Source organism: Nocardioides sp. AN3 (assembly GCF_054653495.1).
Genome location: NZ_BAAIGC010000005.1, coordinates 210923 through 226852, shown reverse-complemented (window position 1 = coordinate 226852; position 15930 = coordinate 210923). Strand labels below are relative to the sequence as shown.

The following is a 15930-nucleotide window of genomic DNA, read 5'->3' as shown; positions in this document are numbered from 1 at the left end:
CGTGTTCCTCAGGCGTGCACTGACGGTGTGGCGCAGGTCGATCCAGGCCCGCGTCGTGGTGAGCACCGTCCTCCTCTCGGCGCTGGCTGTCTCCGTGGTGGGCTGGCTCCTGCTGCAGCAGGTCCGCGACGGCCTGGTGCAGCACCGCGTCGACGCCGTCCTCGCGGAGTCGGCCACGGAGGTCACCGACGCGCGCGAGCGCCTCTCGGCGGCCTCGACCGTCGACGTCGACGCCTCCGGCCAGCAGCGCGACCTCGTCGAGCCGATCATCCAGCGGGGCGCCACCCGAGGCTTCGACGTGGTGATGGCGGGCCCCATCAGCCGCGGCGGCGGCCAGCCGAGCGGCCGGATCGCCGATGGGGGAGCCGAGTTCTCACCGGGGCTCGACACGGCGAGCGTCCCCGAGCGGCTCGAGGATCACTTCTCCCGCCGTGACGGCACCGCGTGGACCTACACCAGGATCCGGACGACCGAGGGCGACTCGACCACGAGCGTGCCCGGCATCGTGGTCGGCTCGGAGGTGCAGCTTCCCGCTGACGGCCTCACCTACGTGCTCTACTTCCTCTTCCCGCTCGATGCCGAGCAGGAGACCCTCAGCCTGGTCACGCGCGCCCTCCTGGCCACGGGCGCGCTGCTCGTCCTCCTCCTCGCGGGCGTCTCATGGCTGGTGGCACGGCAGGTGGTCGCTCCCATCCGCCTCGCCCGCCAGGTCGCCGAGCGTCTCGCGGCCGGCCAGCTCCAGGAGCGTCTCCGCGTCCAGGGCGAGGACGACCTCGCCCGCCTCGCGATCTCCTTCAACCAGATGGCGAGCAACCTGCAGCGACAGATCCGGCAGCTGGAGGAGCTGAGCCGCGTCCAGCGGCGGTTCACCTCGGACGTCTCCCACGAGCTGCGGACGCCGCTCACCACGGTCCGGATGGCCGGCGACGTCCTGCACGACGCGCGGGACCGCTTCGACCCGGCCACGTCTCGCGCCGCAGAGCTGCTCCAGACCGAGCTGGATCGATTCGAGCGGCTGCTCGTCGACCTGCTCGAGATCAGCCGCTTCGATGCGGGTGCGGCCGTGCTGGAGACCGATGACGTCAACCTCGTCGACGTCGCGCATCGCGTCGTCGACGCGGCGCAGCCGCTGGCGCTCAAGCGCGGGGTCGGCATCGTCGTGCGGGCTCCGGCTCGCCCCTGCCTCGCCGAGGCCGACGTACGCCGTGTCGAGAGGATCCTGCGCAACCTCGTGACGAACGCGATCGACCACGCGGGGCCGCCCGCGACGCCCGGGGCGCCGTCGGTCGTGGTGACCGTCGAAGCGGACGACCAGGCGGCGGCGGTGGCCGTGCGCGACTACGGCATCGGGCTCGCGCCCGGGGAGTCGGCGATGGTGTTCAACCGGTTCTGGCGGGCCGACCCGGCTCGCGACCGCTCGAGTGGCGGGACGGGGCTCGGCCTGGCGATCTCCCTGGAGGACACTCACCTGCACGGTGGCTGGCTGCAGGCCTGGGGGCGCCCCGGCGGTGGCGCGCAGTTCCGGCTCACGCTGCCGCGACGCGTCGGTGCACCGCTCCACCACAGTCCCCTGCCGCTCGTGCCGGCCGACGCGGGGGAGCGGGTGTCGTGAGCGCTCGAGCCTTGCGGGGCGCCGCGGCGGCGGTCGCATTCACGTCGATCCTCGCGGCACTCACCGCCTGCGGCGTCGGCATGCCGGTGAGCGGCGGCGTCGTCGAGGCCGGGCCGGCACCGACGACCACCCGCGTTCCGGGCATCTCCATCGACCCACGCCCCCCGCAGCGAGGCGCCTCGCCGACCGCGATCGTGCAGGGGTTCCTCGACGCGATGCTGGCGACCCCGACGCAGACCCGGTCGGCCCAGCAGTTCCTGACCAAGGGAGCCCGGACCTCCTGGGATCCGGCCCAGTCGACCCTCGTGTACGCGGAGAAGGGCGTGCCACGCGGCGGCTCGGGCGACGTGCGGGTCGACCTCGCCGGCGCCTACCGCCTCGACTCCCGGGGCGGCTGGCAAGGGGCCGTGCCACCCTCGGGGCAGCAGCTGTCCTTCCACGTCGCGCGCGAGAACGGCCAGTGGCGCATCGCGTCCGCGCCGGACGCGCTCATCGTCCCGATCTCCTGGTTCGAGGCCCGGTTCGTCCAGCAGTCGCTCTACTTCTTCGACCCCACCGGCCAGGTCCTCCTGCCCGAGCCCGTGTTCGTGCCCCGGGGCAACCAGCTCGCCACGACCCTGGTGCGCGACCTGGTCGCCGGTCCGCCGCCTGAGCTGGCCGGCGTCGTGCGCAGCTTCTTGCCGTCCGGGGTCGGCGAAGGGCTCTCGGTGCCGGTGGACGCCTCTGGCACCGCCGACATCGCCTTGACCGCCGGACCGGACCAGCCCGCTCAGTCGTCCACGCAGGCGCTCACCTTCTTGACGGCACAGCTGGGGTGGACGCTGCGCCAGGACCCGACGGTGAGCGCGATCCGCCTCTCGATCGGCGGTCGACCTGTGCAGCTCCCCGGCGGCCGCAACGAGTTCAGCGTCTCCGACGGGCCCGAGTACGACCCCGCCGGCTACCAGACCAGCTCCCAGCTCTTCGGGCTCGACGCTCGTGGCCGCCTGGTCGCCGGGCAGCCGCCCAGGCTGGCTCCCGTCTCCGGGCCGTTCGGTGTCCGATCGGCCGGACTGCGCACGGTCGCCGTCGACCTCGACGGCACCCAGGTCGCCGGCGTCACGACGTCCGGCACGGCGGTGCGACACGCCGCCGTGCGCGGCGGCAGCTCCGTCGTGAGGACGGTCGCCCGGGGCGCCGACCTGCTCCGCCCCGCGTGGGATGTCATCGGCCGGCTCTGGCTGGTCGACCGGGCGGCCGGTGGTGCCGCCGTGTCGTACGTCGACCCCGACGGCCTCCGCCACGCCGTCGTCGTGCCGGGCATCACCAGGACCGACGTCAGCCGCTTCCTCGTCTCGCGCGACGGCACCCGGCTGGTCGCGGTCCAACGCACTCCGGACGGGGACCGGCTCGTCGTGAGCCGGCTGCACAGCGACGACGACGGCCGGATCACCTCGGCGAGCCCCGCGGTCCGGATCTCCTCGGACGAGGGCGCCCCGATGCGGGTCAAGGACATCGCCTGGTCCTCCCCGACGACGGTCCAGATGCTGCACCGGCTCTCCGGCGTCACGCAGCTGCGGGAGATCGCCGTCGACGGGTCGGGCGCCGCCTTCCCGGCTCAGTCGGTCGTCGTCGCGGACAGTGTCGACGCCGTGGTGAGCTCGCCGGTGCCCGCGCAGGGCGCCTACGGAGTGTTCGGCACCACCTTGCGGGGGCTCACCGGCGATACGCGCGACTCCGTCCTCGACGGGCCGGTCACCTCCCTCGGCTTCGTCGGCTAGCCGCCTCGTCCACAGGGCGGTCCGCGCACGGTGGCGAGCCAGCCCGTCGTCGTCTCTGATGGGAAGGTGTCGAACAGCCTCCGCGATGCCTGGGCCGACCTCGTCGTCGGCGCCACCTGCGTCGGCTGCGAGCAGCCGGGACGGCTCCTCTGCAGCCGGTGCGATGCCGCGCTTCCCGACGCTGCCCGGTGCGCCTGGCCGTCGCCGACGCCGCGTGGGCTGGTGCCCCCGTTCGCCGCAGGCGCCTATGACGGCGTCCTCAAAGAGCTGGTGGTCGGCCTGAAGGAGCATCGGCTCCTGGCGCTGCGCCGTCCCCTCGGCCGCCTGCTCGCGGTCGCGGCCGGCAGGGCGGCGTCCGGTCTCCACGGCCCCGTCGTGCTCGTCCCGGTCCCCTCGCGGCCGAGCAGCGTGCGCGAGCGGGCGCTCGACTCGACGTACGACGTGACCGTCGCGGCCGCCCGTCGGCTGCGCGCGGCAGGGGCGGACGTGATGGTGGCGCGCCTGCTGCGCACGCGGCCGGGGCTGCGTGACCAGGCCGGCCTCTCAGCCCCCGCCCGTGCGGCGAACCTCGCCGGCTCGATGACGTGTCCGACGGCGGGTCTGCGCCGGCTTGCGCGGAGGCGGCACCACGCGCGCGTCGTCATCTGCGACGACGTCGTGACCACGGGGGCGACGGCTCGCGAGGCCCAGCGCGCCCTCGAGGCGGTGGGGCTGGACGTGATGGCCGTGGCGGCGGTCGCCGCGACCGTGCGGCGGGCCGACCGGCAGGCCGCGTCCAACTGCCGGGACGCTTCACCCCTGCCCTTGGCCCGTCAGGGGGAGGGGTCTAACGTCTGTGTATGGAGTCCGCCCGGGTCCGTGGTTGCGTCGTTCAGACGTCCGGACACCGGGCGCCTGCACGACTAGCCGATGCCAGTCGCAGGCAAAGCGGCCCACGTAACCCGAGCGATCGGGGATCACGGTGCGGCTTAGAGATAAGTCCTGCCCCTGGCTCGTCGTCAGATACGGCGAGCCACAGGGAGAAGGTGGAGTGGCAGCAAGCCGCAAGTCCTCAGCAGGCGGTTGTGGGGAAGAAGACCAGGTCGGCCGGGCGGACTCCACTCCCCTGAAACAGCCATCGAGAAGCTCGGGAGGTAACCCATGGAAGTCGTTGTCACCGGACGCAACTGCGAGGTCTCCGACAGGTTCCGCACTCACGCGACAGAGAAGCTGGTCAGGCTCGAGAAGCACGACCATCGCATCATGCGGGTGCATGTCGAGGTCGACTGCGAGCCCAACCCGCGGCAGCACAAAGGCGCGATCCACGTCGAGCTGACCGCGTTCTCCAAGGGACCGGTGATACGCGCCGAGGCGTGCGCGGAGGACAAGATGGCGGCGCTCGACCTCGCCCTCGACAAGATGGCGTCCCAGATGCGCCGCGCCGCTGACCGACGGCGCGTCCACCGCGGCCGTCGGACGCCCGTGTCGGTCGGACAGGCACTGGCCGGGGTCGCCCTGGAGGAGCCGGCCGACAGCGCCTCGGCGGCCGGTGAGGACCGTGCGGTGGAGCGGCAGGTCGGCCCGATCGAGGTCACCGGCGACGGCCCGCTCGTCGTCCGTGAGAAGGTGCACCCCGCCACGCCCATGACGCTCGACCAGGCGCTCTACGAGATGGAGCTCGTCGGCCACGACTTCTTCCTGTTCGTCGACAAGGAGACCAAGCGTCCCTCGGTGGTCTATCGCCGACGGGGCTACGACTACGGCGTGATCGGGATCGATCTCGACGAGAGCTGAGCCCTGCCTCACCGGCTCACCAGGCCCGGGATGGTCCGTTGTGACCATCCCGGGCCTGTGCGCATCACCCGGGTGGGCGGGCATGTCCGGCCCGGACGTGCCATGATCTACCCGTGTCCGGTGCCAAGACTCAGGCCGAGAGCGAGCCCATCCGCGTCCTCGTGGTCGACGATCAGGAGCTGTTCCGCCGAGGTCTGACGATGCTGCTCACCGCCGAGCCGGGCATCGAGGTCGCCGGCGAGGCCGGAGACGGCGACGAGGGCACCGCGCTCGCATCCGCCGTCGCGCCCGACGTCGTGCTGCTCGACATCCGGATGCCCAAGCGCACCGGCATCGAGGCCTGCGCGTCCATCAAGCAGGCGGTGCCGTCGGCCAAGATCATCATGCTGACCGTCTCCGACGAGGAGGCTGACCTCTATGAGGCGGTCAAGTCGGGTGCCTCCGGATACCTCCTCAAGGACTCCTCCATCGAGGAGGTCGCCCAGGCCGTCCGCGTCGTCGCGGACGGCCAGTCGCTCATCAGCCCCTCCATGGCGGTCAAGCTGATCGACGAGTTCAAGCAGATGTCGAGACCCGAGCGCGACCACGTGCCGGGCCTCAAGCTCACCGAGCGCGAGCTCGAGGTGCTCCGCTTCGTGGCCAAGGGCCTCAACAACCGCGAGATCGCCAAGCACCTGTTCATCTCCGAGAACACGGTCAAGAATCACGTGCGCAACATCCTCGAGAAGCTGCAGCTGCACTCGCGGATGGAGGCGGTCATGTACGCGGTGCGCGAGAAGCTGCTCGATCTTCCGTAGGACTGTCGGCGGCGTGCCCTAGGGTCTGCCGCGTGGAGTCGTTGTCGCTCGCTCAGGCGCGTCGCATCGCGCTCGCGGCGCAGGGGTTCGCGGACCGGCCCCACGAGCGTCCCACCATGCGCACCTTCGACCGCACGTTGGAGCGCACCGGGGTGCTCCAGGTGGACAGCGTCAACGTGCTGCAGCGGGCGCACTACATGCCGTTGTACTCGCGGATGGGGCCCTACGACGTCGACCTGCTGCGACGCGCGAGCGAGACCGCGCCGCGCCGCATGGTGGAGTACTGGGCGCACGTGCAGGCCTTCATGCCCGTCGAGCTCTGGCCGGTGATGCAGCACCGGATGGAGCACTACCGCAAGCGGCGGGGCAAGTGGTCGATCGTCGAGGCGGAGCCGGGCCTGGAGGACAGCCTGCTCGCCGAGATCAAGGAGCGCGGTGCGTCCACGGCACGTGAGCTGGACGCGGGGCTGCCGCGAGCGACCGAGCACTGGGGCTGGAACTGGTCCAACGCCCGCCGTGTCCTCGACTATCTCTTCACCTGTGGGGAGCTGGCCATCGCGGGACGCAACGGCCAGTTCGAGATCCGCTACGACCTCCCCGAGCGGGTCATCCCGCCCGAGGTGCTCGCCCTGCCGACGCCGACGCCTGAGGCGGCACACCTCGAGCTGGTCCGCCGGGCCGCCCGCAGCCACGGAGTGGCTACGGTGCAGGACCTGCGCGACTACTACCGCATGTCGGTCGCGGACACGGCGCGCGCCGTGGCGACGCTCGTGGAGTCCGGCGAGCTCGAGCAGGTCTCGGTCGAGGGCTGGCGCCGTCCGGCGTACCTCCATCGAGACGCCCGGCTGCCCCGGCAGATCCGAGCGCGGGCACTCCTGAGCCCGTTCGACCCGGTCGTCTGGGAGCGGGCGCGCACCCAGGCCCTCTTCGACTTCGTCTACCGCATCGAGATCTACGTGCCGGCCGACAAGCGGGTCCACGGCTACTACGTGCTGCCGTTCCTGCTCGGCGACCGCATCGTGGCACGGGTCGACCTCAAGGCTGACCGGCGCCTCGGCAGGCTGGTCGTCAGGGCGGCGTACGCCGAGCCGACGGCGCCACCCGACACGGCGGCGGAGCTGGCCGCCGAGCTCGGCCGCCTCGCGGCGTGGCTCTCGCTCGGCGAGGTCGTCGTCGAGCCGCGTGGCGACCTGAGTCCGGGCCTGGCTGCCGAGGTCGCGGCGCACGTGCCCTGAACATGGGACACCTCACGGCCCGCAGGTAGAGTTTCACACCGCGTCAACATCTCCCGCCCGGAGGAGTCCTCCGGACCTCTGCTAGGAGTCGAACCACCGTGGCCATTCTCGACAAGCTTCTCCGCCTCGGCGAGGGCAAGATCCTCCGCCAGCTGGAAGGCATCGCCAAGGCTGTCAATGCCATCGAGGACGACTTCGTCAAGATGTCCGACGCGGAGCTCCAGGCGCTGACGGGGGAGTTCAAGGAGCGGCTCGCCAACGGCGAGACCCTCGACGACCTCATGCCGGAGGCCTTCGCCGCGGTGCGCGAGGCCGCCAAGCGGGTCATCGGCCAGCGGCACTACGACGTGCAGGTGATGGGCGGCGCGGCGCTCCACCTCGGCAACATCGCCGAGATGAAGACCGGTGAGGGCAAGACGCTGGTCTCGACGCTCCCCGCCTACCTCAACGCTCTCGCGGGCAACGGCGTCCACGTCGTCACTGTCAACGACTACCTGGCGCAGTACCAGTCGGAGATGATGGGCCGCATCCACCACTTCCTGGGGCTCTCCGTCGGCGTGATCCTCCCGGAGATGACCCCGGAGGAGCGACGCGCGGCGTACAACGCCGACATCACCTACTCGACCAACAACGAGCTCGGCTTCGACTACCTGCGCGACAACATGGCCTCCTCCATCGAGGACTGTGTGCAGCGCGGCCACTTCTTCGCGATCGTCGACGAGGTGGACTCGATCCTCATCGACGAGGCGCGCACGCCGCTCATCATCAGCGGTCCCACCGAGGACGACGTGAAGTGGTATGACGAGTTCGCGAAGATCGTCGCCAAGATGGACCGCGACGTCGACTACGAGGTCGACGAGAAGAAGCGCACGATCTCGGTCCTCGAGGGCGGCATCACGAAGGTCGAGGACCACCTCGGGATCGACAACCTCTACGACTCGGTGAACACGCCGCTGATCTCGTTCATGAACAACGCGATCAAGGCCAAGGAGCTCTTCCACAAGGACAAGGAGTACGTCGTCATCGACGGCGAGGTGCTCATCGTCGACGAGCACACCGGTCGCATCCTCTCCGGACGCCGCTACAACGACGGTCTCCACCAGGCGATCGAGGCGAAGGAGGGCGTGGAGGTCAAGGAGGAGTACCAGACCCTCGCGACCGTCACCCTCCAGAACTACTTCCGGATGTACGACAAGCTCTCCGGCATGACCGGCACGGCCATGACCGAGGCCAGCGAGTTCGACAAGATCTACAAGCTCGGCGTCGTTCCGATCCCCACCAACATGCCGATGATCCGCCTCGACCAGCCCGATCTCGTCTACCGGACCGAGGAGGCGAAGTACGACGCCGTCGTCGACGACATCGCCGAGCGGCACGCGAAGGGCCAGCCGATTCTCGTCGGCACGGTCTCGGTCGAGAAGTCGGAGTACCTCTCGAACCTCATGAAGCGGAAGGGCATCCCGCACACCGTCCTCAACGCCAAGGTCCACGCCGACGAGGCGAAGATCGTCGCGCTGGCCGGTCACAAGGGTGCCGTGACCGTCGCCACCAACATGGCCGGTCGAGGCACCGACATCATGCTCGGCGGGTCGGTCGAGTTCCTCGCCGACCAGGAGCTGCGCAAGCAGGGTCTCGAGCCCTCGGGTGAGACCGCTGAGGCCTACGACCAGGCCTGGCCGGGCATGGTCGAGTCGATCAAGGGGCGGGTCGCGGCCGAGCACGATGAGGTCAAGGAGCTCGGCGGCCTCTACGTCGTCGGCACGGAGCGCCACGAGTCGCGCCGCATCGACAACCAGCTGCGTGGTCGCTCCGGCCGTCAGGGCGACCCAGGGGAGTCCCGGTTCTACCTCTCGCTCCAGGACGAGCTGATGCGGCTGTTCAAGTCGGACTGGGTGGACCGCGTCCTGCGGGTCCTGCGGGTGCCCGACGACGTGCCGATCGAGGCGAAGAACGTCACCAACGCGATCGCGAACGCCCAGGGCCAGGTCGAGTCGCAGAACTTCGAGTCCCGCAAGAACATCCTGAAGTACGACGACGTCATGGACCGCCAGCGCAAGGTGGTCTACGCGGAGCGCCGCGAGGTCCTCGAGGGCGCTGACATCGAGGAGCAGGTGCGCGGCTTCATCGACGACGTCGTCGCCGGGGTCGTCAACGCGCGCACCCAGGAGTTCGCGGAGGAGTGGGACCTCGAGCAGCTCTGGACCGACCTCAAGCAGCTCTGGCCGCTCTCACTCGACCAGCACCAGCTCATCGAGTCGGCCGGCGGCAAGGCGCACCTCGACCGCGACGAGCTCATCGCCGCGCTCCGGGAGGACGCCCAGGCGGCCTACGACACCCGCGAGGCCGAGGTCGGGGAGGAGGTCATGCGTGAGCTCGAGCGCCGTGTCCTGCTCTCGGTGCTGGACCGCAAGTGGCGCGAGCACCTCTACGAGATGGACTATCTGCGCGAGGGCATCTATCTGCGCGCCTACAGCCAGCGCGACCCGCTCGTGGAGTACCAGCGCGAGGGCTTCGAGATGTTCTCCGCGATGATGGACTCCATCAAGGAGGAGGCCGTCGGCTTCCTGTTCAACCTCGAGGTGCAGGTCGAGGAGGAGGACTCCGCTGGATCTGGGGCAGAGTTCCACTACCACCCTGACGGCACCCGTCACGCCGGCCCGATGCACGAGGGCGCCCTTGCCGAGCCCCCCGTGGGGCTCGGGATCGAGGGTGTGGACCTGTCGGAGATCTCCGAGGCGCTCAAGGCCGCAGCGCCGCAGATCAGGGCGAAGGGCCTCGAGGCTCCGTCCGCACCGCAGCACCTCTCCTACTCCGCTCCAGACGAGCAGGGTGGTCAGGCCGTCAAGGCGGCTCCGGTGACGACGGCCGACGACCCTTACGCCAGCGTGGGGCGCAACGAGCAGTGCCCGTGCGGGTCGGGGAAGAAGTTCAAGCAGTGCCACGGGCGCCCCGGTGGCCCGACCGGCCTGACGACCCGCGTGAACGGATAGTCCCGACCGCCCAGCCCTTCCGCCCGCAAGGCGGCGAACGGACGCAGATGTTCGCGGCTGAACCGTGCATCTGCGTCCGTTCGCCACCTATGGCGTGGACATCTGCGTCCGTTCGTGGCCTATGGCGTGGACATCTGCGTCCGTTCGCCGCTCAGGCGAACTCGAGGGCGGTGCAGACCCATCGATCCTCCTGGCGCTCGAAGCGAGCAGCCACGGCGCGGGACCGTCTGCCGTAGCGCACGCGAACGCTCGTCTCGACGACGTCGCTGTTGATATGGCACGGGTGCACTCTGGCCACTTGGGGGCGGACCGCCTGGACCCGCGAGTAGCCGGGCTGGTGGCGGCCGGCGCGGGCGACCAGGAGCGCTCGGCGGTTGAGGTCGGCATAGACCTCGGCCGACGCCCACCGGATCACTTGGACGGCCGGGCGGTCCCCGCCGACGACCTCGGCCGCAGCCTGCACGAAGCGACGTGCCCACTCGTTCACATAGCCGTCTGCTCGGTCGATGCTGAGGATCTTCGCGCCGTCTGGATGCGACGCTGCGGGGCGTGGAGGCTCTCGCCGTGCCTGCAGAGCAAGGGCCAGCGTGCCTTGGACGGCGCCCTCAGGAGCCGTCGGCGGCAGCGCCACCACATTGTCGCGAGATGATCGGGTCATGGAGAGCTCCTCGAGCTGTCGGGCACGTCCATGGCCGCCCGAGGACGGACGGGGCAGGACGCTCGGACGTGCTCGACATGCTCGAGGCACATACGCACTCCCTCCCCCCAGAGACCGTGCGTTTGCATTCGTTTGACATTGAAAGCCACCGCTTGCCGCGTGTCAATGCCGGAAAGGTTGGCCTGTGTGTGTCACGCGCGCGTGCGCGAGCACGCCGTGGGTCGAGGCAACACGGACCCCGTTCAGGTTCCCTTCACCCGCCATCGCCTACGGTCAGGGGCATGCAGCGACAGGAGGTCTCCGCCGGCACGCGGGGGTACGGCGTGCCGACCAGGACCACCGTGCGCGTCCCCCTTGCCCTTGCGCTGCTGGCGGGGCTGGCGCGACTGCCGTTCCTCAACCGGCCCCTGTCGCCCGACGAGGGCGGCTTCCTCCTGCTGGCGCACCAGTGGTCACCGGGGTCGTCGCTGTACGGCGCCTACTGGGTCGACCGCCCCCCGCTGCTCATCGGCATCTTCGCCGTCGCCGACCGCCTGGCCGGCGGCGGGGCGGGCCTGCGCATCGTCGGCGTGGTGGCGGTCGGCATCGCCGTGGTCCTCGCCGGAGTGCTCGGGCACCTCGCCGCCCCGGAACGGCGGTGGGCGCCGGTCCTCGCCGCCGCCACTGCCGCGGTCTTCCTCTCGACGCCGCTCTTCGGCACCCGCGAGGTCAACGGAGAGCTCCTCGCCGTGCCGTTCATCCTCGGCGGTCTCATCGCCGTCTTCCGTGCCGTCGACGGCGGGCGCAGGGCAGTGGCCTGGTGGGCGGCCTCGGGCGCGCTGGCCGCCTGCTCGGTCGCAGTCAAGCAGAACATGGCGGACGTCGTCGTCGCCGGGTTGGTCGCCCTGGTGTGGCAGGTGCGGTTCCGGGGCCTGCGGCGGACGGCATACGACGCGCTGGCCGCCGCGGCCGGTGCCATCGCCGCCCTGGTCGTGATCCTCGTCTGGGCGGCAACCCGGGGGACCGATCCACGTGCTCTCTTCGATGCCGTCGTGTCGTTCCGCTTCCATGCGGCCGCTGTCATCTCCGCTGACGATCCGGGCGTGAGTCACCGGCGCTTCATGAGCATGCTGGGAGCGCTGGTGCGCAGCGGCGCGCCGGTGATCTTCCTGCTGCCGATCCTGCGCGCTCCGCGCGCTCGACTGACCGGCTGCCTACCCTTCGTGGCGGCCTGCGTGTGCGCGTGGGAGGCGGTCGGGGTGGCGGCCGGTGGCAGCTACTGGTGGCACTACCTGATCGGACTCGTGCCCGGACTGGTCCTCGTCGCCACGGCGCTCTCCCGGCATCGCCCGGGGCTGCAGGCCTCCCTGGTGGCGGTGCTCGCCTATGCGACGGTCCTCGGCGTCCACATGCCCCTGGCGCAGGAGGAGTCCAGTCGCGGTCTGAAGGAGAACCACCAGGCGGCGCTCTACCTCGCCGACCACGCTCGCCCCGGCGACACCGGGCTGGTGGCATTCGGCACGGCGTCCATCCTGCGGGAGAGCGGTCTGCAGAGCCCATATGAGTACCTCTGGAGCCTGCCGGTGCGCGTGCGCGACTCCCGCCTCACCGAGCTGACCGCGGTGCTGAGCGGACCTCGGCGCCCGGATTGGGTGGTCGTGCCGCGAGACGACCTCGCGACATGGGCCGTCGACACCACGACGGCGCAGCGGGTGTTGGACCAGCGCTACCGGCTCGTCGCCCGGGTGGGGAAGTGGCGGTTCTTCCACGTCGTGGAGGCCGCAGCCAGCGGGACCTGAGTCCGAGCGGGCTCAGGTCGCGTCGGCGTCGTACGGCGGGCGCTCGCCGTCCTGGAGCTGTTGGTGCCGCACCGCTGCGCGAGCGGCGGCGAGCTCGTCGGCGTCGGCCTCGGCGAGCACCTCGGCGATCTGCTTGCGCACGAACGCGCGAGGGTCGAGATCCCGCAGCTCGAGGTCGGCGTACTCCGGACCGAGCTCCTCGCGGAGCTGGTCGCGTGCGCCGTCGGCGAACTGCTTGGCGCGCCGGACGAACTGCCCGGCCTGCTTCGCCAGCTCGGGCAGCTTGTCCGGCCCGAACACGAAGATGGCCACGACGGCGATGACCGCCAGCTCGGGCAGGCCGATGCCGAACACGGCTAGAACTTACTCGAGGGCGTGAGCCCCAGCTGCATCCCTGCCAGACCCCGGGAGCGGCCGGCAAGCCGCTGGGAGATCTGGATCAGCTCGACGGCCGAGGCAGCGGTGGGGTCGGCCTCGACCACCGGCTTGCCGACGTCGCCACCTTCGCGCAGGGAGGGCTCGAGCGGGATCTGGCCGAGCAGCGGCACCTGCGTGCCGAACCGGGTCGAGAGCGTCTCAGCGACGCGGGCGCCGCCGCCGGCTCCGAAGACGTCGATCCGGTGCTCGGGGCCGCAGTGCGGGCAGGCGAGGTAGGACATGTTCTCGACGACGCCGACGACCCGCTGGTGCATCATCTCGGCCATCGTCCCGGCCCGCTCGGCGACCTCGGCGGCTGCCTCCTGTGGAGTGGTGACGACCACGATCTCGGCGTTCGGCAGATGCTGGCCGAGGGAGATCGCGATGTCGCCGGTGCCGGGGGGGAGGTCGAGGAGGAGCACGTCGAGGTCGCCCCAGTAGACGTCGGCGAGCATCTGCACCAGAGCCCGGTCGAGCATCGGTCCTCGCCACGCGACGACCTGGTCGCGACGCGGCTTGAGCATGCCGATGGAGATGACCGACACGCCCGACGCGGTCGGGACCGGCATGATGAGGTCATCGACCTGGGTGGGCCGCGCGTCCGCGACGCCGAGCATGGCGGGGACGGAGTGGCCGTAGACGTCGGCGTCGACGAGCCCGACCTTGAGCCCCTGACGGGCCATCGCGACGGCGAGGTTGACCGTGACCGAGGACTTGCCGACACCGCCCTTGCCCGAGGCGATCGCGAAGACCTTCGTCAGCGAGCCGGGCTTGGCGAACGGGATCTCGCGCGCAGCGGCGCCCCCGGTGAGGGAGCTGCGCATCTCGGCCCGCTGCTCGGCGGTCATCACGCCCAGCTCGAGGTCGACACCGGTCACGCCGTCCACCTGGTCGAGGGCGGCTGTGACGTCACGGTTGATCGTGTCCTTGAGCGGACAGCCGGCGACTGTGAGCAGGACCTTCGCGTGCACGACGCCCGCGTCGTCGACCGAGACCGACTCGACCATGCCGAGCTCGGTGATCGGGCGCTTGATCTCGGGGTCGTTGACGGTCGCCAGTGCAGCGTTGACGCGGTCGAGAAGGGCAGGGCTCACGAGGTCCAAGACTACGTGGTCGGGTGGTCCGCCTCCGACTCCGTCTCTGCACTCGGCCCGTCTGATCCGTCACGCCGCTCTTCGAGCTCCTGGAGCAGCGCACGCAGCTCCGAGCGCAGGTAGTCGCGGGTGGCCACCTCGCCGAGGGCCATCCGAAGTGACGCGACCTCGCGTGCCAGGAACTCCATGTCGGCCTGCGCCTGGGCGTTGACCCGGCGGTCCTGGTCGGCGATCACCCGGTCGCGGTCCTCCTGCCGGTTCTGCGCGAGCAGGATCAGGGGAGCGGCGTACGACGCCTGGAGGCTCAGCATCAGGGTCAGGAAGATGAAGGGGTACTGGTCGAAGCGCCACGGAGTCAGGTTCCAGACGACCCAGATGATGACGAAGGCGGTCATCCAGAGCAGGAACCGGGCCGTGCCCATGTAGCGCGCGAACTTCTCCGCGAACCGCCCGAACGCGTCCGGGGCGACGCTCGGGCGCCGCACCAGCTGGCGGCGCACTTCACGAGGCGTGTCGAGCCGAGCTCGGGGCTCGGAGCGCAGCTCAGCCATGCTCGACCGCCCGGTCGCGCCAGTTCTCCGGCAGCAGGTGGTCCAGCAGGTCGTCGACGGTCACCGCGCCGACGAGGTGTCCGGCCTCGTCCACGACGGGTGCGGCGACCAGGTTGTACGTCGCCAGGTGGGCTGCCACCTCGTCGAGGGTGTTCTCCGGGCGCAGCGACTCCAGCTCGCTGTCGAGGGCCCCGGCCACGAGCGTGGACGGAGGCTCGCGCAGCAGGCGCTGGATGTGGGCGACGCCGAGGAACTTGCCGGTGGGCGTCTCGAGCGGCGGTCGGCAGACGTAGACGAGGGCGGCCAGCGCCGGCGTCAGCTCGGGGTTGCGCACGTGTGCCAGCGCGTCGGCGATCGTGGCGTCGGGGCCCAGGATGACGGGCTCGGGCGTCATCATCGCCCCGGCGGTGTTCTCCTCATACGACATCAGTCGCCTGACGTCCTCGGCCTCCTCCGGCTCCATGAGCTCGAGGAGGGTGGCCGCCGTCTCCGGCGGGAGGTCGGCGATGAGGTCCGCGGCGTCCTCCGGAGACATCTCCTCGAGCACGTCGGCGGCCCGCTCGGAGTCGAGCAGCGCGACGATCTCGACCTGGTCGTCCTCGGGCAGCTCCTCGAGGACCTCCGCGAGGCGCTCGTCGTCGAGGCCCGCCACGACCTGGCGCCGCCGCTCCGCGGGGAGGTCGTGAAGCATGGCTGCGGCGTCGGCCGGTCGCATCTCGTTGATCGCATGGAGCAGGTGCGTCGCGGGCTGGGTGGGGGAGCGCTCGGTGAGGCCGATGACGTCGCTCCACTCGACCACGTGCGTCTGACCGCGCCGGCGCAAGGCGGCGCGCCCCTTCGATGGCGCCTCCTGGACCGCGACGCGCGACAGCACCCAGTCGCGGTTGCGCGCCTGCTCCATGGCGACGTCGTAGACGGTCCCGCTCACGCCTGTGCTGACGATGGTGACCTGTCGGTCGAGCATCTGTCCGATGACCAGAGTCTCGGTCGAGCGCTGCTCGAAGCGGCGCATGTTGAGGAGACCGGTGGTGTAGACCTGCGCGGCGTCGACGTTCGTCACCCTCGTCATGGGCAGGAAGACACGGCGACGCCCGAAGACCTCGGCGACGAGGCCGAGCACGCGCGGCTGGCTGCGCTCTCGCCGCAGCGTCACCACGACGTCGCGCACCTTGCCGACCTGGTCGCCCTGAGGGTCGAAGATCGGCAGCCCGACGAGGCGGGCGAGGAAGACGCGGGAGGGGGTGGTGCTCACAGGTGAACGCTAG

At 70.7% G+C, this 15930-nt stretch carries 13 protein-coding genes; 8 read left to right on the top strand and 5 right to left on the bottom strand.

Going from position 1 to position 15930, the window contains the following annotated elements:
* Position 1 precedes the first annotated feature (1 nt).
* The 7 genes from mtrB (at position 2) to secA (ending at position 10167) form a co-directional block, all read left to right on the top strand.
* On the top strand, positions 2-1612 hold the full coding sequence (gene mtrB, locus ACYQ1K_RS08480) for an MtrAB system histidine kinase MtrB (RefSeq protein WP_459982389.1): 1611 nt from the start codon (positions 2-4) through the stop codon (positions 1610-1612).
* Positions 1609-3372 (top strand): LpqB family beta-propeller domain-containing protein, encoded by a 1764-nt coding sequence (locus ACYQ1K_RS08475; protein ID WP_459982388.1) that lies wholly within the window; start codon positions 1609-1611, stop codon positions 3370-3372. The genes mtrB and ACYQ1K_RS08475 overlap by 4 nt, the downstream gene beginning before the upstream one ends.
* A gap of 66 nt (positions 3373-3438) precedes the next feature.
* Positions 3439-4278 (top strand): ComF family protein, encoded by an 840-nt coding sequence (locus tag ACYQ1K_RS08470; RefSeq protein WP_459982387.1) that lies wholly within the window; start codon positions 3439-3441, stop codon positions 4276-4278.
* A gap of 234 nt (positions 4279-4512) precedes the next feature.
* Positions 4513-5145, top strand: coding sequence for a ribosome hibernation-promoting factor, HPF/YfiA family (gene hpf, locus ACYQ1K_RS08465; protein WP_459982386.1), 633 nt, complete (start codon positions 4513-4515; stop codon positions 5143-5145).
* 113 nt (positions 5146-5258) lie between these two features.
* Positions 5259-5942, top strand: coding sequence for a response regulator (locus ACYQ1K_RS08460; protein ID WP_459982385.1), 684 nt, complete (start codon positions 5259-5261; stop codon positions 5940-5942).
* Between the two features lie 32 nt (positions 5943-5974).
* Complete coding sequence (locus tag ACYQ1K_RS08455; protein ID WP_459982384.1) at positions 5975-7177, top strand: winged helix-turn-helix domain-containing protein; 1203 nt, start codon at positions 5975-5977, stop codon at positions 7175-7177.
* Positions 7178-7275: 98 nt separating this feature from the next.
* Complete coding sequence (gene secA, locus ACYQ1K_RS08450) at positions 7276-10167, top strand: preprotein translocase subunit SecA (RefSeq protein ID WP_459982383.1); 2892 nt, start codon at positions 7276-7278, stop codon at positions 10165-10167.
* 151 nt (positions 10168-10318) lie between these two features.
* Here secA and ACYQ1K_RS08445 read toward each other — a convergent pair whose 3' ends face one another.
* On the bottom strand, positions 10319-10825 hold the full coding sequence (locus ACYQ1K_RS08445; RefSeq protein ID WP_459982382.1) for an Rv3235 family protein: 507 nt from the start codon (positions 10823-10825) through the stop codon (positions 10319-10321).
* Between the two features lie 281 nt (positions 10826-11106).
* Between ACYQ1K_RS08445 and ACYQ1K_RS08440 the strand changes: the two genes are divergently transcribed.
* The gene (locus ACYQ1K_RS08440; RefSeq protein WP_459982381.1) at positions 11107-12603 is read left to right on the top strand and encodes a glycosyltransferase family 39 protein; all 1497 of its coding nucleotides are present in this window, start codon (positions 11107-11109) and stop codon (positions 12601-12603) included.
* A 12-nt stretch (positions 12604-12615) separates the two neighbouring features.
* Here ACYQ1K_RS08440 and ACYQ1K_RS08435 read toward each other — a convergent pair whose 3' ends face one another.
* Genes ACYQ1K_RS08435 through ACYQ1K_RS08420 form a run of 4 tightly spaced genes read right to left on the bottom strand, consistent with a single transcriptional unit; the run spans position 12616 to position 15917 of the window.
* Positions 12616-12957, bottom strand: a complete 342-nt coding sequence (locus ACYQ1K_RS08435; protein WP_459982380.1) for a sec-independent translocase — start codon at positions 12955-12957, stop codon at positions 12616-12618.
* A 2-nt stretch (positions 12958-12959) separates the two neighbouring features.
* Entirely contained in the window at positions 12960-14114 is a 1155-nt protein-coding gene (locus ACYQ1K_RS08430) for an Mrp/NBP35 family ATP-binding protein (RefSeq protein WP_459982379.1), read from the bottom strand.
* A gap of 11 nt (positions 14115-14125) precedes the next feature.
* A complete protein-coding gene (locus tag ACYQ1K_RS08425) occupies positions 14126-14665 on the bottom strand; it encodes a DUF1003 domain-containing protein (protein ID WP_459982378.1) in 540 nt (179 codons plus the stop codon).
* On the bottom strand, positions 14658-15917 hold the full coding sequence (locus tag ACYQ1K_RS08420; protein WP_459982377.1) for a magnesium transporter MgtE N-terminal domain-containing protein: 1260 nt from the start codon (positions 15915-15917) through the stop codon (positions 14658-14660). The genes ACYQ1K_RS08425 and ACYQ1K_RS08420 overlap by 8 nt, the downstream gene beginning before the upstream one ends.
* Between the last annotated feature and the right edge of the window lie 13 nt (positions 15918-15930).

What these genes read in the sequence shown, in the direction of transcription:
- ACYQ1K_RS08445 (WP_459982382.1), bottom strand. Translation starts at nt 10,825, where the DNA reads ATGACCCGATCATCTCGCGACAATGTGGTGGCGCTGCCGCCGACGGCT.
- ACYQ1K_RS08440 (WP_459982381.1), top strand. Translation starts at nt 11,107, where the DNA reads ATGCAGCGACAGGAGGTCTCCGCCGGCACGCGGGGGTACGGCGTGCCG.
- hpf (WP_459982386.1), top strand. Translation starts at nt 4,513, where the DNA reads ATGGAAGTCGTTGTCACCGGACGCAACTGCGAGGTCTCCGACAGGTTC.
- ACYQ1K_RS08425 (WP_459982378.1), bottom strand. Translation starts at nt 14,665, where the DNA reads ATGGCTGAGCTGCGCTCCGAGCCCCGAGCTCGGCTCGACACGCCTCGT.